We start from the raw sequence: 17,889 nt of genomic DNA, 5'->3' as shown, positions 1-17,889 counted from the left end.
ATTTTGTGAAAGTAGGTAATTCGTTGGAATCTATTATATTTTTAGTATCCGTTTTTTTAGCCGGCATTCTGTCTTTCTTTTCACCCTGCATCTTCCCTTTGCTACCAGTCTATGCTGGTATTTTACTGGATGATCAGGGAAATTCGAAAAGCTTTCGATTTTTCGGAAGAGACGTTGCATGGTCAGGTTTAATTCGGACCTTGTGCTTTATTGCTGGCATCTCCCTCATTTTCTTTATTTTGGGATTTGGAGCTGGATTCCTAGGGCACATGCTCTATGCTGACTGGTTTCGTTATGCTATGGGGACAGTCATTATTCTTTTGGGGCTTCACCAGATGGAAATCTTGCATTTTAATAAACTGGAAGTTCAAAAGACAGTCACTTTCAAACAATCAAAGTCAAATCATTATCTATCAGCTTTTTTACTTGGGATAACCTTTAGTTTTGGTTGGACGCCTTGTATCGGACCCGTTTTAAGTTCGGTCTTGGCTCTGGCGGCTTCAGGTGGCAATGGTGCTTGGCAAGGAGCTGTGTTAACATTAGTATACACATTGGGAATGGCCCTTCCTTTCATTGTTTTGGCCTTAGCTTCGGGCTGGATCATGCCCTACTTTAGTAAATTAAAACCCCATATGATCCTACTAAAGAAAATCGGGGGAGCTTTGATTGTTTTGATGGGATTGTTATTAATGCTAGGGCAGTTAAATGCCTTGTCAGGAATTCTTGGATAAAAGGAGAAAAAGATGAAAAAAGTTATTTTTACGGGATTGAGCCTCATGTCTTTATTTTTATTGATTGCCTGTGGCGAAAAAGAAACCAAACAAACGGAAAGTCCCAAACAGCCTACTGTGCAACAAATTGCAGTAGGAAAGGATGCGCCAGACTTCACCTTGCAGTCTATGGATGGCAAAGAAGTCAAGTTATCAGACTATAAAGGTAAAAAGGTCTATTTGAAATTCTGGGCCTCTTGGTGTGGTCCTTGTCGAAAGAGTATGCCAGAGTTGATGGAATTAGCTGCAAAACAAGATCGAGATTTTGAAATACTAAGTGTCGTTGCACCAGGACTACAAGGTGAAAAAACAGTTGAAGAGTTTCCGAAATGGTACCAAGAACAAGGCTATAAGGATATACCAGTTCTATATGATACCAAGGCAACTACCTTCCAAGCCTACCAAATTCGTAGTATTCCAACAGAATACTTGATTGACAGTCAAGGAAAAATCGGGAAAATCCAATTTGGTGCTATTAGCAATGCAGATGCTGAAGCAGCTTTTAAAGAGATGAAATGAATTAAAGAATACGAAAAAATCGCGAAGAATCGCGATTTTTTTATAATTTTTCATTGATAAAGCGGATGAATTGATTCCACCAAACTTTTAAGAAGAAGGCTTTTTCAATTTTCTTTTCAGAGACCATTTCAAAAGATGGTTTTTCTGAAGTGAGGTAGCCTTGGCCTATCAAATCCTGATCTTCATAGGTTAGAGTACCAACAACCTTGCCTTCCTCCAATGGAGCCATTTCTGATGTTGATTTTGGTGTGAATTGGAGGGCTGGTGTAGTACCGCTTCCGATGCGTTGGACGATGGAAATGTCTGACTTAGCGACAGCTGTCACATTATCTTCTTTACCATCAAGAACTGTTACTTTACTATCATTGTATGCTTCACCTTTCTGAACGACTGTTTTTAAGGCAAAGTTTGCAGAAATATAATCTAAAAGTGCAGAAGTAGCAGTAAAACGTGCATAAGGGTTGGTATCTTGTTGGTCTGCATTCAAAACAACCGTAATAATACGCATCCCTTTCTCAACAGTTGTTCCAACGAATGAAGCACCAGCTTTATCAGTAGTACCAGTTTTGAGCCCATCAACTCCACCTCGATATGCTGGCATTCCTTCCAACATATAGTTAGTAGAGTGAATTTCCATACCAGCAAATGTTGATGAAGATTTCTTGGTGATTTCTAAAACTTGAGGGTAATCTCGGATGAGGTTTCGAGCGATGATTGCAACATCGTAAGCGCTTAGCTTATTCTCCTCATCCTTTTTAGAACCAGGATAGATATTATTTCCAAGTGTTTCGTTATTAAGTCCAGTAGTATTGACAATAGTAGCATCTTTGATACCCCATTCAAGAAGTTTCGCCCTCATCTTGTCAACGAAGTCTTTCTCTGAACCAGCAATTTTTTCAGCAAGAGCAATGGCTGCACTATTGGCACTTGATACTAGAGTTGCTTCCAATAATTGTTCCACTGTATACTTGCGCGCTTCCATAGGAACATTACTAGCCTCAGAATTGGTTGTGAGTTGGTATGGATAGTCAGAGATATCAACTGGGGTAGATAGGCTAATGGTCCCTTGTTCCAATGCTTCATAGACTAGGTAGACAGTGAGAATCTTGGTGATAGAGGCAATTTCAACAGCTTGAGTAGCATCTTTTTCGTAGAGAATTTTCCCAGTGTTTGCTTCAACAGCAATGGCATGCTTGGCAGCAACATCAAAATCTTGCGCAGATACAGTAGGAATGGCTGTGCCAAAAATGATAAGAGTTAGTAAGGATAAAATTATTTTCTTCATAGTAGTTTTATTCTATCACAAAGCGAAAAAATATTCTCGTTTTTATGGTAAAACCATCTTATCTTTTTGAAGAATTATGGTAAAATAAAAAGAAGGAGGCGCCTATGTTCCGTAGAAACAAGTTATTTTTTTGGACAGCTGAAATTTTACTATTAACTCTTATTTTCTACCTTTGGAGGGAGATGGGAGCGATTGTCACACCTTTTGTGATGGTAGCTAATACCATTATGATTCCATTTTTGCTCGGAGGATTTTTCTATTACCTGACAAATCCCATCGTAACATTTCTAGAAAAGAAATGTAAAGTCAATCGTTTGATAGGTGTGCTCATCACTCTTTGTGCCTTGATTGGTACAATAGTAGTAGGGGTAGTCTACTTGCTACCGATTTTGATCAATCAGTTGACAAGCTTGATTATTTCTAGCCAGAATATCTATAGCCGCTTGCAAGATTTGATATATGATTTATCAATGAATCCAATCTTCCAAAATATTGATATTCAAAAAACCATTCAACAGTTGAATTTATCTTACGTTGATATTTTGCAAAACATTCTCAACAGTGTGAGCAATAGTTTAGGTAGCGTTCTTTCAGCCTTGTTTAGTACAGTTTTGATTCTCATTATGACACCAGTCTTTTTGATTTATTTCTTGCTTGATGGTCATAAGTTCCTCCCGATGTTGGAACGAACAGTCCTAAAACATGATAAATTAAACTTCTCCAGTCTCTTGAAGAATTTGAACGCCACTGTCGCACGTTATATCAGTGGAATTGCGATTGATGCTGTCATTATCGGATGTTTAGCCTATATTGGATACAGTACGATAGGGTTGAAATATGCTCTGGTCTTTGCCATTTTTTCTGGTTTGGCAAATCTGATTCCCTATGTTGGACCAAGTATCGGTCTGATTCCTATGATTATTGCCAATGTCTTTACTGATCCGCACAGAGTTCTCATAGCAGTAATTTATATGCTGATTATCCAACAAGTGGATGGGAATATCCTCTACCCTCGTATCGTTGGAGGGGTTCTGAAGGTTCATCCAATTACCATTCTGGTTCTTCTCTTGCTATCTAGCAATATTTACGGTGTTATCGGAATGATTGTAGCAGTGCCAACTTATTCTATCCTAAAAGAAATTACTAAGTTCTTGGCGAAATTATATGAAAATCATAAAGAAGCCAAAGAAAAAGGACTGGAAAAATCAGAATCAATCTAAAAATCAGGGAGACCTGATTTTTTTGATAAAAAGACTTGAGGTTAGTCTGGTCAAAAGTGTTTAAAATGAATCCGTTGGAAAAGGAAAAGAATGGGAAAGTGTGAGATTTAGAATAATTCACAAAATGTGTGTAAAACACTTGCAATTTAGCTGAAATTTGATAAAATAGTAAGGAAAGTTAGACTGTATTGCCTACTGTCTATCTATAAAATATATTTTATTGGAGGCTTTTACTCAAATGGCAAAAGAAAAATACGATCGTAGTAAACCACACGTTAACATTGGTACTATCGGACACGTTGACCACGGTAAAACTACCCTAACTGCAGCTATCACAACTGTATTGGCACGTCGCTTGCCTTCAGCAGTTAACCAACCTAAAGACTATGCGTCTATCGATGCTGCTCCAGAAGAACGCGAACGCGGTATCACTATCAACACTGCACACGTTGAGTACGAAACTGAAAAACGTCACTACGCTCACATCGACGCTCCAGGACACGCGGACTACGTTAAAAACATGATCACTGGTGCCGCTCAAATGGACGGAGCTATCCTTGTAGTAGCTTCAACTGACGGACCAATGCCACAAACTCGTGAGCACATCCTTCTTTCACGTCAGGTTGGTGTTAAACACCTTATCGTCTTCATGAACAAAATCGACTTGGTAGACGACGAAGAATTGCTTGAATTGGTTGAAATGGAAATCCGTGACCTCTTGTCAGAATACGACTTCCCAGGTGACGATCTTCCAGTTATCCAAGGTTCAGCTCTTAAAGCTCTTGAAGGTGACTCTAAGTACGAAGACATCATCATGGAATTGATGAACACTGTTGATGAGTACATCCCAGAACCAGAACGTGACACAGACAAACCATTGCTTCTTCCAGTCGAAGACGTATTCTCAATCACTGGACGTGGTACAGTTGCTTCAGGACGTATCGACCGTGGTACTGTTCGTGTCAACGACGAAATCGAAATCGTTGGTATCAAAGAAGAAACTCAAAAAGCAGTTGTTACTGGTGTTGAAATGTTCCGTAAACAACTTGACGAAGGTCTTGCAGGAGACAACGTAGGTGTCCTTCTTCGTGGTGTTCAACGTGACGAAATCGAACGTGGACAAGTTATCGCTAAACCAGGTTCAATCAACCCACACACTAAATTCAAAGGTGAAGTTTACATCCTTACTAAAGAAGAAGGTGGACGTCACACTCCATTCTTCAACAACTACCGTCCACAATTCTACTTCCGTACTACTGACGTTACAGGTTCAATCGAACTTCCAGCAGGTACTGAAATGGTAATGCCTGGTGATAACGTGACTATCGACGTTGAGTTGATCCACCCAATCGCCGTAGAACAAGGTACTACATTCTCTATCCGTGAGGGTGGACGTACTGTTGGTTCAGGTATGGTTACAGAAATCGAAGCTTAATTCGATTTAGTTCCCAGAAGAACAATTATTTAAGTCAGACACTAAAAGAATCTTGCTTTGCAAGGTTCTTTTTTTGTTCTTGCTCCATTTGAAGTGATTCTACCTCTATTTGAAGTGATTCTACTCTAGCAGTATAATCGTTTTTTTGGTATAATAAAAGTTATGGAAATCGAAAAAACCAATCGCATGAATGCGCTTTTTGAATTTTATGCTGCGCTTTTGACAGATAAGCAGATGAATTATATTGAACTCTACTATGCAGATGATTACAGTCTTGCGGAGATTGCTGAAGAGTTCGGTGTCAGTCGTCAGGCTGTCTATGATAATATCAAGCGGACGGAAAAGATTCTAGAAGATTATGAGATGAAACTGCACATGTATTCGGACTACATTGTTCGCGGTCAGATTTTTGACCAGATCTTGGAGCGTTATCCCAAGGATGAATTTCTACAGGCGCAGATAGAAATTTTAACAAGCATTGATAATAGAGAATAAGAGGAAGAAAAATGGCATTTGAAAGTTTAACAGAACGTTTGCAGAACGTCTTTAAAAATCTACGTAAAAAAGGAAAAATCTCTGAGGCTGATGTCCAAGAAGCGACTAAAGAGATTCGTTTGGCCTTGCTTGAAGCCGACGTTGCCTTGCCTGTTGTAAAGGACTTTATCAAGAAGGTTCGTGAACGTGCTGTCGGACATGAGGTCATTGATACCCTCAATCATGCCCAACAGATTATCAAAATCGTTGACGAGGAACTGACAGCTGTTTTAGGTTCTGATACGGCAGAAATTATCAAGTCACCTAAGATTCCTACGATTATCATGATGGTCGGTTTGCAGGGGGCTGGTAAAACAACCTTTGCTGGTAAGCTGGCTAACAAACTCAAGAAGGAAGAAAATGCACGTCCTTTGATGATTGCGGCGGATATTTATCGTCCAGCTGCCATTGATCAGTTGAAAACACTTGGACAGCAAATTGATGTTCCTGTCTTTGCACTTGGAACAGAAGTACCAGCTGTTGAGATTGTTCGCCAAGGTTTGGAGCAAGCGAAGGCCAATCACAACGACTATGTCTTGATTGATACGGCAGGGCGTTTGCAGATTGACGAACTCCTCATGAATGAGCTTCGTGACGTAAAAGCCTTGGCTCAACCAAACGAAATTCTGCTCGTAGTTGATGCCATGATTGGTCAAGAAGCAGCCAATGTTGCCCGTGAGTTTAATGCTCAGTTAGAAGTGACTGGGGTCATCCTTACCAAGATTGATGGGGATACTCGTGGCGGTGCTGCTTTGTCCGTTCGCCATATCACTGGTAAACCTATCAAGTTCACTGGTACGGGTGAAAAGATCACGGATATTGAAACCTTCCACCCAGACCGTATATCTAGCCGTATCCTTGGTATGGGGGATATGCTCACTTTGATTGAGAAAGCTTCTCAGGAATACGATGAGCAAAAAGCCCTTGAAATGGCTGAGAAGATGCGTGAAAACACCTTTGATTTCAATGATTTCATCGATCAATTGGATCAGGTGCAAAACATGGGGCCAATGGAAGATTTGCTTAAGATGATTCCAGGTATGGCTAACAATCCAGCCCTTCAAAATATGAAGGTGGATGAGCGCCAGATTGCTCGTAAACGTGCCATCGTATCTTCGATGACTCCTGAGGAACGTGAAAATCCTGATTTGTTAAATCCAAGTCGTCGCCGTCGTATCGCTGCAGGTTCTGGAAATACCTTTGTCGAAGTCAATAAATTCATCAAGGACTTTAATCAGGCCAAACAGCTCATGCAAGGGGTCATGTCTGGTGATATGAACAAGATGATGAAACAAATGGGCATCAATCCAAATAACCTCCCTAAAAATATGCCAAATATGGGCGGGATGGATATGTCTGCCCTTGAAGGAATGATGGGACAAGGTGGCATGCCAGATATGTCAGCTCTTGGAGGAGCTGGAATGCCAGATATGAGCCAGATGTTTGGTGGCGGACTTAAAGGTAAAATCGGTGAATTTGCCATGAAACAGTCTATGAAACGTATGGCCAACAAGATGAAAAAAGCTAAGAAAAAACGCAAATAAAAAGGGAAGCAGAAGTGCTTTCCTTTTTTATATAAAATATGTACTTTCTATGATTAGGTAATTTTCTTAATCAAAAATTACTAAATAGAAAGGGTGATCTCAAATCCTTGCATCCATTCGGATTTTACTGTGATTTCGATTTTTAAAGCATCTGCTAATTGTTTGACCAGATAGAGACCCATGCCTGTTGATTTTTTCCTTGTCTCTCCTGAATCACCTGTAAAGCCTTTTTCAAAGATATGAGGGAGGTCGCAAGCTTTAACTCCGCAGCCATTATCCCTAATAATCAGACTTGTGCGTCCCTTGTCTTTTGACATAGAAATGCTGAGTTTGGGCTTGTCAGAGCTGTATTTAAGGGCGTTGGCGAGGATTTGGGAGAGGATAAATTCAAAACTGCGTTGATCAGTGTAGCAAGTTCCTTGTATATTTTCTAGCTGAATCGTAAAATTCTTTTCTTTGAGCAAGGGATCAAAGTTTTCCAAAAGATCTTGGATACATTCTTTTAGGTCAAGGTCATCAAATAGAAAATCATTTTTCTCACTTTTCACCCTATAGTAGAATAGGATTTGTGATACATTTCCTTGAATTTGATTTTTCACATAGTCCAACTTAAATGCTGTATCCTTCGGCAGTTGGTCGCTTTGGTTGTCCAAAAGGAGGGAAAGAAGCGATAGAGGGAGTTTAATCTCATGTGCCCATTTTTCAACATAGTCCTCGTACTCGGCTAGTAATGAGTTGAGCTTTCCTATTTCAGTCTGCTTTTGATAAAGTGTATCTGCCATTTGTTCAATGCTTTCTTTCTCTGAGGCACTTGATAAATGCAATAATTCAAGCTCAGTATCCGTCTTGGGATTGGCTATAAAGGCTTTATAGGCAGCGGATTTTTTTCTTTCTTTTCTTATAAGTAAGAATGATAGGATGAAAAAGAGCAGGACGGTAGCTAAAATATAGAGTAAGATGAGGGCTTGAAACATTCTCACATCTGAAAGCCAAAGCAGGACAGCTGTAAATAGATCAAATGCTAAGAGAACAAGTAACCAAGGTAGGTAAGTAGATAGATATTTTAGATTATGTTTCATCTGGACTTACCTCTTCTAGCTTGTACCCAATACCTCTGACGGACTTGATCTGAAGTGCAATGCCAGCCTGTTTCATCACCTTTTTGAGCCTTGCAATATTTACTTGAAGAGCATTTTCATCGATGAACTCAGTTGTATTCCACAGTTTCATGCTTAGCTCTTCTTTTGTGACGACAGAATCAGTTGCCACTAATAAGGTTTCTAATAATTTCCCTTGATTTTGAGGGAGTAAAATCGAATGTCCGTTGATATAAAGGGTATAGGTATTTCGATCCAGCAGGAAATTATCTTTTTCAAGTAGATTTTGCCTACCTTCATAGCGTTTCAAGATGTTTTCTATACGAGCCAAGAATCTTTCTTTCTTGAAAGGCTTTGTTAGGTACTCATCAGCCCCTAATTTTAGGGCATAAATCTCATCTTTTAATTGTTCACGGGAAGTGAGAACCAATATGGGCACAGAGCGTTTTGACTTGAGATTTTTACAAATTTGAAAACCTGTTTCTCCTGGCAAATTCAAATCCAGTATGATTAGATCCGTATCGTATTGCAGCACTTGCTGGGTTGTATCTTTGAAGTCAGTCAACTTATCAACCTGATAACCCGCTTTCTCTAACAAGATGACAATTTCATCTCGAATCAAGGCCTCATCTTCAATAACCAGAATATGCTTCATATCGGTTCCTCCTTTTCCTAATTTATTCTACCTTATTCATCTCTTTTGGGTTCCATTAAGCACAATAAGTACTTGTTGCTATTTTTCTTTACAATTCTAATATAGATGACTTCGAAGCCTGCTAAAAGCAGTACTATCAGCATGGCTGTGATAAATTTCTGCCCCATGACCATTCTTGCACTGGCTGGTACTATTCCTGTGAGGAGGGAGCCCACTCCGAAGCTACTACTGATAAGTGCAAGGGCTATTGGCAGACCGAAATACCAGTTGACTTGCTTTTCTGACGATTTACAAAGAGTTTCGTAATTAGCTCCAAGATGAATCAAGGTTTGGTATCGTCTGTAGGATTGTCTCTGACCCATCAAAAATTGAACGCCGATGATTGTATTTGCCACAACAAGGAAGATGATAGCCAGATAGATAGTGATATAGCTGGCAGAGATAATGTAAAATAGTTGTCTTCCCATATTTTGTATATAGCTTTCATAGCCAAGAGAGGCTTGATTTAGCTTTTCATTGGTATCTGAGATAGCTCTCATCAGACCTTTTTCTTTGACCAGCTCAGGAGCCAAGATACCGCTGACATAGTTCGAGTAGTGACCGTCTGTATAGTTCATAAAGACTTCATCTGGGACTATGAGGGCAACAGAGAGGGTGATTTCACGATCCGTTACAATCGGTAAAGACTCCACCTCTCCAATCAATTTTACATCATTTCCCATGACTTTGATTTGAGGCTTCGTCTTCAGAACAGAGTTGACGAGATTCTCATCCGGGAGAAAATCTTTCCCCATATACAAGTAGGCTTCCTTGCTAGTTAATTCTAGAGGAGGGAGATTGGCAGCCTTTCTAAGTTCATTGTATTCGGAAACTGGTATGAGGTGGGAAGTAGTAGACTGTTTAAATTTATGGAGCAAAATTTCCTTGTTCTTGCTGCCTTTTTGCTTTTTCAACTCCTTGATGATCTCTTCGAAGGACACGGACTCGTGTTCTTTAGGCATGCCCACTTTGATTTGCAGAATCTTTGAAAACTGTGATGCTAGTCCAGCAGCTTCAAGCTCTTTTTTTACTGTATTTACATCAAGATTTTCATCTGTATCCTGCTTGCTATTTCTAAATGTATAATCCAATACGTGGGTTTGATTGCCTGAATTGCCACTTGCAATAGCAACACCTGCTCCAAAGAGGCACAAGGCAGAGAAGATTAAGAGGGAGCAGATGGCCAGTATAGTTGAGCGCTGGATAACTAATTCCTGAATCTGTCTAAAATTATAGGCATGAAGTTTTCGATTGTTTCCAAGCTTGACCAAAAAGTCTATAAATAAACGCATACCAAAGAAGAGGAGGATAGTTCCTAGAGTCCCCAAGAAAACAGTGATGCCCATGGTTATGACACTCTTCCAAGCTCGTCCACTCATACCCATGTAATAGGCTGTTCCAAGAAGTAAAATCCCTAGGACGGAAGCAAGAAGGTACACACCCTTGGGGAGTAGTTTTTTCATCCCAGAAGGAGAATAGGATAGCAGGTTTCCGATTTCCTTATTGGCCGTCTTTGCACTTAAAAGGACAAAGACAGCTAATTTGACGGCTAGGAAGCCGATGACTGTATAGAGTATAGCTGTGGTAGATAGAGAAAATTGATGTTCAATAATCCCTAGTCCCACAATTTTAGCGGTTATTAGGCTGATTAGTTCTGAAATCAAGATGGAAATAGGAAGGCCTATTCCAAGGGCAAGGATACTGTTTCTCAAATCCTCGAGCAGAAGTAGCAAGAACAGTTTGCTTCTTCGCATTCCCAGTGTGAGATAGACACCAAATTCATGTTTCCTCCTTTCCATCTGCATACTACTTGCAAAATATACTAGAAAAAAGAGAATAAAGAGCGTTGCTACGTAAAGAATAGGAATCATGCTAAAGAGTTTATTTACAGCGTCACTTTCTATTTGTTTTAGAAAGATCATCACATCTTGATGGGACAAAGAAAGGATGATGTAAAAGGAGATAATAGAAAGAATCATGGAACTGAAGTACAAGCCATTATTCTTTCGATCTCTCTTGCTATTTCTTGAGACTAATTTAGAAAACATTGCCATCACCTCCAGCCAGTGCAGCCATGACCTTTAGTATTCTGTGGTAAAAATCTTCTTGACTTTCTCTTGGATAATCGCGTCGGATTTCATGGAATAGTTTTCCGTCTTGGATGAACAAGATGCGGTTGCAAAAGCTGGCAGCGACGGAGTCGTGGGTCACCATGAGAATGGTGGTTTCTTCCACTTGATTCATTTCGGATAATTTCTGCATCAAAATAGTTGCATTTTTTGAATCCAAAGCACCTGTGGGCTCATCCGCAAATACAATCTTAGGGTCTAAAATCAAGGCACGCGCAGCAGCTACCCTTTGCCGTTGACCACCCGATAATTGAGATGGGAACTTATCCAGAAGTTCAGAAATATCCAGATATTGGGAAAGCAATTCTAACCGAACCTTGCTTTCGTTGGCATCGACCTTGTGCAAAGACAAGGGAAGTAAAATATTTTCTTTGGCTGTCAGATTGTCCAAAAGCTCAAAATTCTGAAAGAGGTAACCAATTTCCTTACCCCGATAATCAGCTAACTGACTACCTTTTAACTGACTTAAATCCTTTTCTTGCATTTGAATGGACCCGTCAGTTGGCTTGATGATAGTGGCGAGACAGTTAAGAAGGGTTGTTTTTCCAGATCCACTGCTCCCCATAATCCCTAAGAACTCACCTTTGACAACTTGAAAAGATATGCCGTTCAAGGCCTTGGTGATATTCGGCTCTTTTCCATAATGCTTTGTTAATGATTCTACTCGTAAAATTGTTTCCATGTGAAACACCTCCATCTTTTGTTACTTTCATTATAGTATGAATCAGAGTAGAATAACACTTACGGATGATGTCAGAAATCTTTATCGCTGACATTTATAGTCAGATTATTTTAGCTATACTTATTATATTATAGCATGGTTTTAGGGATTTAAAAAGAGGAGTTGAGAGCCGAGAAATTTTCCTAATATTGAAATTATAAAAAATAATACCACTGTAGTCCATGCTCCAGCAGTATTATTTTTTATTTTATAGGAAACTCTACTTCCACTCAATTGAGACTGGTATATCCCTATCCCTTGTAAATCAAGGGTTTAGAAGGGTTATATACTTCAATGGGGGGATTTTTCGGGGGGATTGATTTTTTCATATGTTGATTTCAATTAAATTTTACTCTTGTTTCTGATGCGGTTTGTATGGTAATTGCATTTGTAAGTAGTTGAGCTATCTCTTTATCAGCACCACTGTACAAGTACTAATGATAGTCAGCTATCAGGAACATGTTCATACGAAAAAAGCGGTATTGATGATTCTGAAATGGGATTCGAAGACGAAGAATTGACATTGCATTACGAACTAAAAGTAAGTGGTGATGAAAACATATTTAATATCAATCTCCTTTCAGAGAGAGGCAATAATGTGAAGTACCTCTATTCCGAGAAAGTAGCTATTGATACAGACAAACAGATTATCAGTGATAACAATGGTACTGAACTGAAATATTCAGTTTCTGGAGATTCTGTAACAATGCCTGATTTAGCAGGAGATAGTGGTGAAACAGTAACATTAAGTAAATAGAATAAACCAAAAAATAGAGCTTGATATGTAATCTATCAGGCTCTATTCTTGTAAGTTTGTAAGTAATATTTTATATTAATCATCTAATTACAGTTTTTTTGCATTTTTTATTAATATTTCTGTATTGTCAATTAAAAATTTCCCATCATTATTACTAATAAACTCATTGATATATTTAAGAATACAAACATAATGATTATAGTAAACGTTATATGTATTTACATCTAAACAGAAGTGAGTTAAAGCAAATTTAACATGGTCAGTTCGTTTAATATCGGTGAAATCTACGATTTTTGCTCTATTGGCATCAATTTTCTTTCCTAGAGCATATCTATTTGGAATTTCGTTATTATCACTATTATGAATGATACTATAGTCATTCATAATGGGTGTATTTACTTTAAAATTTTCAAAAAAATGTTCTCTATTAATAAAAAGATTATGGGATTTTAATTCCTTAATTAATTTAATAATGGGTACATACAGGTTTGTGTTAAACATATTAATAGAGGTGATTCTATCTAACTCGTGTGTTAATATTTTAATTTGCTCGTCATAGCTTGTAAATAAGTTAAAACCCAGCAATTCACGCGAAAGTAGTCTATTTATTTCTGTAGGAGTCATATTTAAAACATTAGTAATTGCTTCAAAAGAGCAGACAGTTTCACTTCCATATAAAACCTTTATAATTCTTGATATGATATTAATAAAGCATGAATAGATTTTTATACTATAAAAGTCACTAACTTCTTGGACTTGTTCTAAAGTATAGTAATTCTTATCAATTATTTGTTTAAATATATCAGCTAACTTTTTCCTTGTTTCGGAAATATTGGATGTTTCATAAGTTAGAATTCGTCTATTACGTAAATCGAAAGGTAGTTCTGAAACATCGCCAAAATCAGAATTGAACACACAAATAACTCTATCCCACCCTAGACACTTTACTGCATATCCTAATTCAAATAATACGTTAGGGTTAGGAGTTCTTTTACCATTTAAACTACTGTTTATAATTGATATATCTGCTATAAATAGGCCACACTTATCAATTTTGGTTAATATTGAATCAACAATATCTGGACTACCTAGAACACCTTTTGTATCTCTGTCAATTTCAGTGATAAGAGAGTACGGAGAATCTTGGTTCATTTTTTTCAATGCTAATTTTATAGAATTCTCAATTAAATTTCTATTTGTTTTATTCGGTAAGTCAGATTGCCATGAAAAGAATATTGTAGTCATAAAAAGCTCCGATAGTTAATCAGTAGAATATTATTTGTGAATGAATTTGGTTAGCAATAACTACGATGTTTGAGTTCCTCATTTATTTTGATAATATAGAAAATTAATATGAGCAGAATGAGATGATATTCATACTCATATTGCTGAATAGAATCATAAATAGGTACTCCATGCAAATACTTATTTCTGATTCCCCAGCTATTGTCATATGATTTGTTATTTAGGACAAAATTCAAATAATTAATTTCTTGAATTGAAAATAAGGTATCCGAAAATATTAACCATCCATTATCAAGCATCCTATCAGCACTGAGTTTTTCAGATTCAGATAAAGATATACTATTAACAGAGCCATATAAGAATATTTTTTCTAAAAGACTTATTTGGGACATATCTTTAAAAGATATAACACCTGTATCATTTTGGCAAATTCCAGCATCTATTAGTAGTTTTATGTAATCTATTTGATATTCATGAAAATTTGCATAACTCAAGCATTGTTGTGAAATTAATTCCTTAAAGTTGCTTCCTTTGTATTCCTCGTTAATAAAATGAATAGGACTTTGGTCAGAGAATAATAAATTAACAATCTGTTGAATATTATTATCTGAATTATTCATTGAGAAGTATTTTCTTTTAGTAAAACTCTGCAAAGATTCAATTGAAGGAGTAGAAGTAATATTATATAAATTTACATCAATAAGCCCTTCTTCACTCAATAATTTGTATTGTTTTCTTAATGATTCTTCGATTCTAAAAAGTGTTGCTGTTTTATTTCCCGTTGTTTCTGAAATTGAAGGCACATCAAAATGTATCCAATCAATACCGTACTGATTAGTCAGGAAAATATCGAAAAACCAAGTAATGAAATCTTCAATTCTTAGACTGAATTTCTGTAGTATTTTTGATAAAGCAATCAGTTTCATCACGTATAGTTGATGCTTGACTGAGAAGTAAAAACCAAATTTATAGTGATTTCTAGTCGAAATGCCTAACGTTCTTTCAAGTGCCCCCATCTCTAATTGAGGAAAGCTTGCTAATGCAAAAGTACCAACACTTGTGCTCAGTTCAAAGTCTTTACAAAAATAGTCTAATATATTTTGAAAATTATGTTTTTCAAAAAGTTTAGCACTATCTATAAAAGTTGATAATGTATATTCATATTGTTTTGGCCTAGCTCCACCTGTTGCGACTGCAATAGGATTATACAAACCTTTTTCAATTCCCTCAATATGAAGCTCCCTACTCTTTTTAATTGCGTAATAGTACGCTTCCTTCTTTGTATATACTCTAATATCAACTTGAATTCCAAAATCCTTATCATTAAAACTAGAATTAAATTCTTGAATTTTTTTGTCAATCAACAGTTTTTGTTTATCTGTAAGTTGAAAGTATCTATTCTTATCGAAACCTTTTATAGGGTTTCTTAAAATTTTTAAATAATTTATATTCACATCGGGGTCACAAATATATTTTTCAATTAAATCATTCCACTCTAAATTTGTGATATTACTTGGGATAACATTTTTACATGAATTTGAATCTACAAAATTATCGAGTAATATTTCAAGATGAGAGGGTGAACTCAGAAAAAATTGCTTAATGAAAGTAGGATACTTTTTTAGAAAATAGGTATTTTTTAAGAGATGACATAAATGTAGATTGGATTCTATAAAATATTGCACAAACTCTACTTCACTAATTTTTTGACCATAGTTAAATAATGTAAATATCTCAAAAAAGTCTTCACGATAGTTATATTCGCTTTGTAGAAGTTTTATGTTATTTAAAATCTCATCTTTCGGAGCAGAACCAAAATAATTATTTTGTAGTTGAATCATCGAAGGAAGAGATTTCTTTATTTCTTCAATATAGCTTAGCGACCAGTCAATTGAAAAAACCTCATTTTCTATGAATTTGATAATATTATAAAATTCAAGGGCTTCCAAAAAAGAATTTAGGCTATAAGAATTCGATAAATAAGCATCTAAAATTTCTTGAATTCTTGGAAAATAGAAACCGATAGATAAGTCATTTACATCATAAAATTTTACTCTAGAAATCATATATATTTTTTACATTTGAAAAATAAAATTACGTGCTATAAAAATACTTTGTACTTTTTATTATAAAAATCCCTCCAAAAATGTTGGTCAAAAAAATTTTTAACTAACTTTTCGGGGGGATTTAGGGGGGAATCAAACGAAGATACACCCTTTTTAGACTATTTTGTTCCTGCTAAACTGCTGTAGAATCGCTATTTTGAAGGTAAATCAAGCCTCTCCATTATTCCCACTCAACGGTTGCAGGTGGCTTACTTGTAATGTCGTAGACGATGCGGTTAACGTGGTCTACTTCGTTTACGATACGTACAGAGATTTTTTGAAGGACTTCCCAAGGAATTTTGGCAAAGTCAGCAGTCATACCATCGATAGAAGTAATCGCACGAATGGCGATGGTGTAGTCATAAGTACGACCATCACCCATAACACCAACTGAACGAACGCCTGTGTTGACAGTGAAGTATTGCCAGATATCACGGTCAAGACCTGCTTTAGCAATTTCTTCACGAAGGATGGCATCCGACTCACGAACAGTTTCAAGTTTTTCCTCAGTGATTTCGCCCATGACACGGATAGCAAGCCCTGGTCCTGGGAATGGTTGGCGCCATACGATGTGGTCTGGCATACCAAGCTCTGTACCAAGGGCACGAACTTCGTCCTTGTAAAGAGTGTTGAGTGGTTCGATGAGTTCAAACTGCATGTCTTCTGGAAGACCACCAACATTGTGGTGTGATTTGATGGTTTGAGCAGTATCTGTACCAGACTCAATCACGTCAGTGTAAAGCGTTCCCTGAGCAAGGAATTTTACATCTTTGAGCTTGCTTGCTTCGTCATCAAAGACATAAACAAACTCGTTACCGATGATTTTACGTTTTTGTTCAGGGTCAGAAACGCCGGCAAGTTTATCAAGGAAGCGTTTTGAAGCATCAGCTTTGACAATATTCAAACCAAACTTACCACCAAGCATGTCCATAACTTGGTCAGCCTCTCCCTTACGAAGAAGACCGTGGTCTACAAAGATACAGATTAATTGATCACCGATTGCTTTTTGAAGAAGAACTCCAACAACAGAAGAGTCAACACCACCTGATAGGCCGAGAAGAACGCGCTTGTCACCTACAGTTTCACGGATTTTCTTGATCTGCATATCGATAAAGTTGTCCATTGACCAGTCACCTTTAGCTTTACAGATTTTAAGGGCAAAGTTGCGAAGGATATCATTCCCGTATACAGAATGGCGAACTTCTGGGTGGAATTGGATACCATAGATGTGCTTATCAGGGTTTTCAATAGCTGCATAAGGACAGTCAGCAGAAGTTCCAGTACGAACGAAATCAGCTGGAATCTCTGTAACAGCATCGCCATGGCTCATCAAAACAATCTGTTCTTCAGGAGTCCCTTCAAAGAGGGCAGAAGTGGTATGGGTAAGTGGTGATTGGCCATACTCACGGTTACCAGCATCACCCGCAGGGACAACTTTTCCTCCAAGTTTATGAGTTAAAAGTTGCATACCGTAGCAGATTCCCAAAATTGGAATACCAAGTTCAAAAATTTCTGGGTCAATATCAAATGAACCATCTTCATATACAGAGTTTGGTCCACCAGAGAGGATAATTCCTACAGGGTTTATCGCACGAACCTCTGCGGCTGAGATTTTGTGACTTTTTAGCTCTGAAAAAACACCGATCTCACGGATACGGCGTGAAATCAGCTGGTTGTATTGGCTACCATAGTCCAGCACGATGATTTTTTCGACATCTTGCAAATCAGTTGAAATGTTGCTCATCTTTTTCCTTTCTCAAAAGAAATATCTTTTTCAATATTCTATCACAAATAGGGGCGAATTACCAACTAAACAAGGCAAAGTTTGACTTTT

At 37.4% G+C, this 17,889-nt stretch carries 15 protein-coding genes; 7 read left to right on the top strand and 8 right to left on the bottom strand.

All coding sequences use genetic code 11. From position 1 onward, the window contains the following. Nucleotides 1-23: 23 nt before the first annotated feature. A complete protein-coding gene (gene ccdA2 / locus M1F97_RS03845; protein WP_169446003.1) occupies nucleotides 24-731 on the top strand; it encodes a thiol-disulfide oxidoreductase-associated membrane protein CcdA2 in 708 nt (235 codons plus the stop codon). Between the two features lie 12 nt (nucleotides 732-743). Next, the gene (gene sdbB, locus M1F97_RS03840; protein ID WP_247944248.1) at nucleotides 744-1,289 is read left to right on the top strand and encodes a TlpA family protein disulfide reductase; all 546 of its coding nucleotides are present in this window, start codon (nucleotides 744-746) and stop codon (nucleotides 1,287-1,289) included. A 40-nt stretch (nucleotides 1,290-1,329) separates the two neighbouring features. On the opposite strand, the gene pbp3 is transcribed toward sdbB, so the two are convergent. Further along, nucleotides 1,330-2,574, bottom strand: a complete 1,245-nt coding sequence (gene pbp3, locus M1F97_RS03835; RefSeq protein ID WP_247944247.1) for a D-alanyl-D-alanine carboxypeptidase PBP3 — start codon at nucleotides 2,572-2,574, stop codon at nucleotides 1,330-1,332. Nucleotides 2,575-2,678: 104 nt separating this feature from the next. Between pbp3 and M1F97_RS03830 the strand changes: the two genes are divergently transcribed. From M1F97_RS03830 to ffh, 4 genes are all read left to right on the top strand, one after another. Then, entirely contained in the window at nucleotides 2,679-3,794 is a 1,116-nt protein-coding gene (locus M1F97_RS03830) for an AI-2E family transporter (protein ID WP_247944246.1), read from the top strand. Nucleotides 3,795-4,032: 238 nt separating this feature from the next. After that, nucleotides 4,033-5,229 carry an elongation factor Tu gene (tuf, locus tag M1F97_RS03825; RefSeq protein ID WP_001040719.1) on the top strand — a complete coding sequence of 399 codons (1,197 nt, stop codon included), beginning with the start codon at nucleotides 4,033-4,035 and terminating at the stop codon, nucleotides 5,227-5,229. 162 nt (nucleotides 5,230-5,391) lie between these two features. Further along, complete coding sequence (locus M1F97_RS03820; protein ID WP_247944245.1) at nucleotides 5,392-5,724, top strand: putative DNA-binding protein; 333 nt, start codon at nucleotides 5,392-5,394, stop codon at nucleotides 5,722-5,724. An 11-nt stretch (nucleotides 5,725-5,735) separates the two neighbouring features. Further along, a complete protein-coding gene (ffh, locus tag M1F97_RS03815; protein ID WP_247944244.1) occupies nucleotides 5,736-7,307 on the top strand; it encodes a signal recognition particle protein in 1,572 nt (523 codons plus the stop codon). A gap of 80 nt (nucleotides 7,308-7,387) precedes the next feature. Here the strand turns inward: ffh and M1F97_RS03810 are convergent, their stop codons facing one another. From M1F97_RS03810 to M1F97_RS03795, 4 genes are read right to left on the bottom strand one after another with little or no spacing between them, the layout of a single operon-like run. Continuing rightward, complete coding sequence (locus M1F97_RS03810; protein WP_247944243.1) at nucleotides 7,388-8,386, bottom strand: sensor histidine kinase; 999 nt, start codon at nucleotides 8,384-8,386, stop codon at nucleotides 7,388-7,390. Beyond that, nucleotides 8,376-9,059 carry a response regulator transcription factor gene (locus tag M1F97_RS03805; protein ID WP_247944242.1) on the bottom strand — a complete coding sequence of 228 codons (684 nt, stop codon included), beginning with the start codon at nucleotides 9,057-9,059 and terminating at the stop codon, nucleotides 8,376-8,378. Before M1F97_RS03805 ends, M1F97_RS03810 begins: the two co-directional genes overlap by 11 nt. Nucleotides 9,060-9,091: 32 nt before the next feature. Beyond that, nucleotides 9,092-11,146: an FtsX-like permease family protein gene (locus M1F97_RS03800; RefSeq protein ID WP_247944241.1), complete on the bottom strand. Its 2,055-nt coding sequence runs from the start codon at nucleotides 11,144-11,146 to the stop codon at nucleotides 9,092-9,094. Then, nucleotides 11,136-11,909, bottom strand: a complete 774-nt coding sequence (locus M1F97_RS03795) for an ABC transporter ATP-binding protein (protein ID WP_125838742.1) — start codon at nucleotides 11,907-11,909, stop codon at nucleotides 11,136-11,138. The genes M1F97_RS03800 and M1F97_RS03795 overlap by 11 nt, the downstream gene beginning before the upstream one ends. Before the next feature lie 535 nt (nucleotides 11,910-12,444). On the opposite strand from M1F97_RS03795, the gene M1F97_RS03790 reads away from it, so the two are divergent. Beyond that, nucleotides 12,445-12,705 (top strand): hypothetical protein, encoded by a 261-nt coding sequence (locus M1F97_RS03790; protein WP_000505233.1) that lies wholly within the window; start codon nucleotides 12,445-12,447, stop codon nucleotides 12,703-12,705. 87 nt (nucleotides 12,706-12,792) lie between these two features. Here M1F97_RS03790 and M1F97_RS03785 read toward each other — a convergent pair whose 3' ends face one another. The 3 genes from M1F97_RS03785 to guaA form a co-directional block, all read right to left on the bottom strand. Continuing rightward, nucleotides 12,793-13,950 carry a nucleotide-binding protein gene (locus tag M1F97_RS03785; protein WP_247944240.1) on the bottom strand — a complete coding sequence of 386 codons (1,158 nt, stop codon included), beginning with the start codon at nucleotides 13,948-13,950 and terminating at the stop codon, nucleotides 12,793-12,795. Nucleotides 13,951-14,000: 50 nt separating this feature from the next. After that, nucleotides 14,001-16,016 carry a hypothetical protein gene (locus M1F97_RS03780; RefSeq protein WP_247944239.1) on the bottom strand — a complete coding sequence of 672 codons (2,016 nt, stop codon included), beginning with the start codon at nucleotides 16,014-16,016 and terminating at the stop codon, nucleotides 14,001-14,003. Between the two features lie 220 nt (nucleotides 16,017-16,236). Further along, the gene (gene guaA / locus M1F97_RS03775) at nucleotides 16,237-17,799 is read right to left on the bottom strand and encodes a glutamine-hydrolyzing GMP synthase (protein ID WP_000065696.1); all 1,563 of its coding nucleotides are present in this window, start codon (nucleotides 17,797-17,799) and stop codon (nucleotides 16,237-16,239) included. Nucleotides 17,800-17,889: the final 90 nt, after the last annotated feature.

It is taken from the genome of Streptococcus oralis (genome assembly GCF_023110435.1).
GTDB lineage: Bacteria > Bacillota > Bacilli > Lactobacillales > Streptococcaceae > Streptococcus > Streptococcus oralis_CF.
This window is presented reverse-complemented; position numbering and strand designations above follow the sequence as displayed.

What these genes read in the sequence shown, in the direction of transcription:
- sdbB (WP_247944248.1), top strand. Translation starts at nt 744, where the DNA reads ATGAAAAAAGTTATTTTTACGGGATTGAGCCTCATGTCTTTATTTTTA.
- pbp3 (WP_247944247.1), bottom strand. Translation starts at nt 2,574, where the DNA reads ATGAAGAAAATAATTTTATCCTTACTAACTCTTATCATTTTTGGCACA.
- M1F97_RS03830 (WP_247944246.1), top strand. Translation starts at nt 2,679, where the DNA reads ATGTTCCGTAGAAACAAGTTATTTTTTTGGACAGCTGAAATTTTACTA.
- tuf (WP_001040719.1), top strand. Translation starts at nt 4,033, where the DNA reads ATGGCAAAAGAAAAATACGATCGTAGTAAACCACACGTTAACATTGGT.
- M1F97_RS03820 (WP_247944245.1), top strand. Translation starts at nt 5,392, where the DNA reads ATGGAAATCGAAAAAACCAATCGCATGAATGCGCTTTTTGAATTTTAT.
- ffh (WP_247944244.1), top strand. Translation starts at nt 5,736, where the DNA reads ATGGCATTTGAAAGTTTAACAGAACGTTTGCAGAACGTCTTTAAAAAT.
- M1F97_RS03810 (WP_247944243.1), bottom strand. Translation starts at nt 8,386, where the DNA reads ATGAAACATAATCTAAAATATCTATCTACTTACCTACCTTGGTTACTT.
- M1F97_RS03805 (WP_247944242.1), bottom strand. Translation starts at nt 9,059, where the DNA reads ATGAAGCATATTCTGGTTATTGAAGATGAGGCCTTGATTCGAGATGAA.
- M1F97_RS03800 (WP_247944241.1), bottom strand. Translation starts at nt 11,146, where the DNA reads ATGTTTTCTAAATTAGTCTCAAGAAATAGCAAGAGAGATCGAAAGAAT.
- M1F97_RS03795 (WP_125838742.1), bottom strand. Translation starts at nt 11,909, where the DNA reads ATGGAAACAATTTTACGAGTAGAATCATTAACAAAGCATTATGGAAAA.
- M1F97_RS03790 (WP_000505233.1), top strand. Translation starts at nt 12,445, where the DNA reads ATGGGATTCGAAGACGAAGAATTGACATTGCATTACGAACTAAAAGTA.
- M1F97_RS03785 (WP_247944240.1), bottom strand. Translation starts at nt 13,950, where the DNA reads ATGACTACAATATTCTTTTCATGGCAATCTGACTTACCGAATAAAACA.
- M1F97_RS03780 (WP_247944239.1), bottom strand. Translation starts at nt 16,016, where the DNA reads ATGATTTCTAGAGTAAAATTTTATGATGTAAATGACTTATCTATCGGT.
- guaA (WP_000065696.1), bottom strand. Translation starts at nt 17,799, where the DNA reads ATGAGCAACATTTCAACTGATTTGCAAGATGTCGAAAAAATCATCGTG.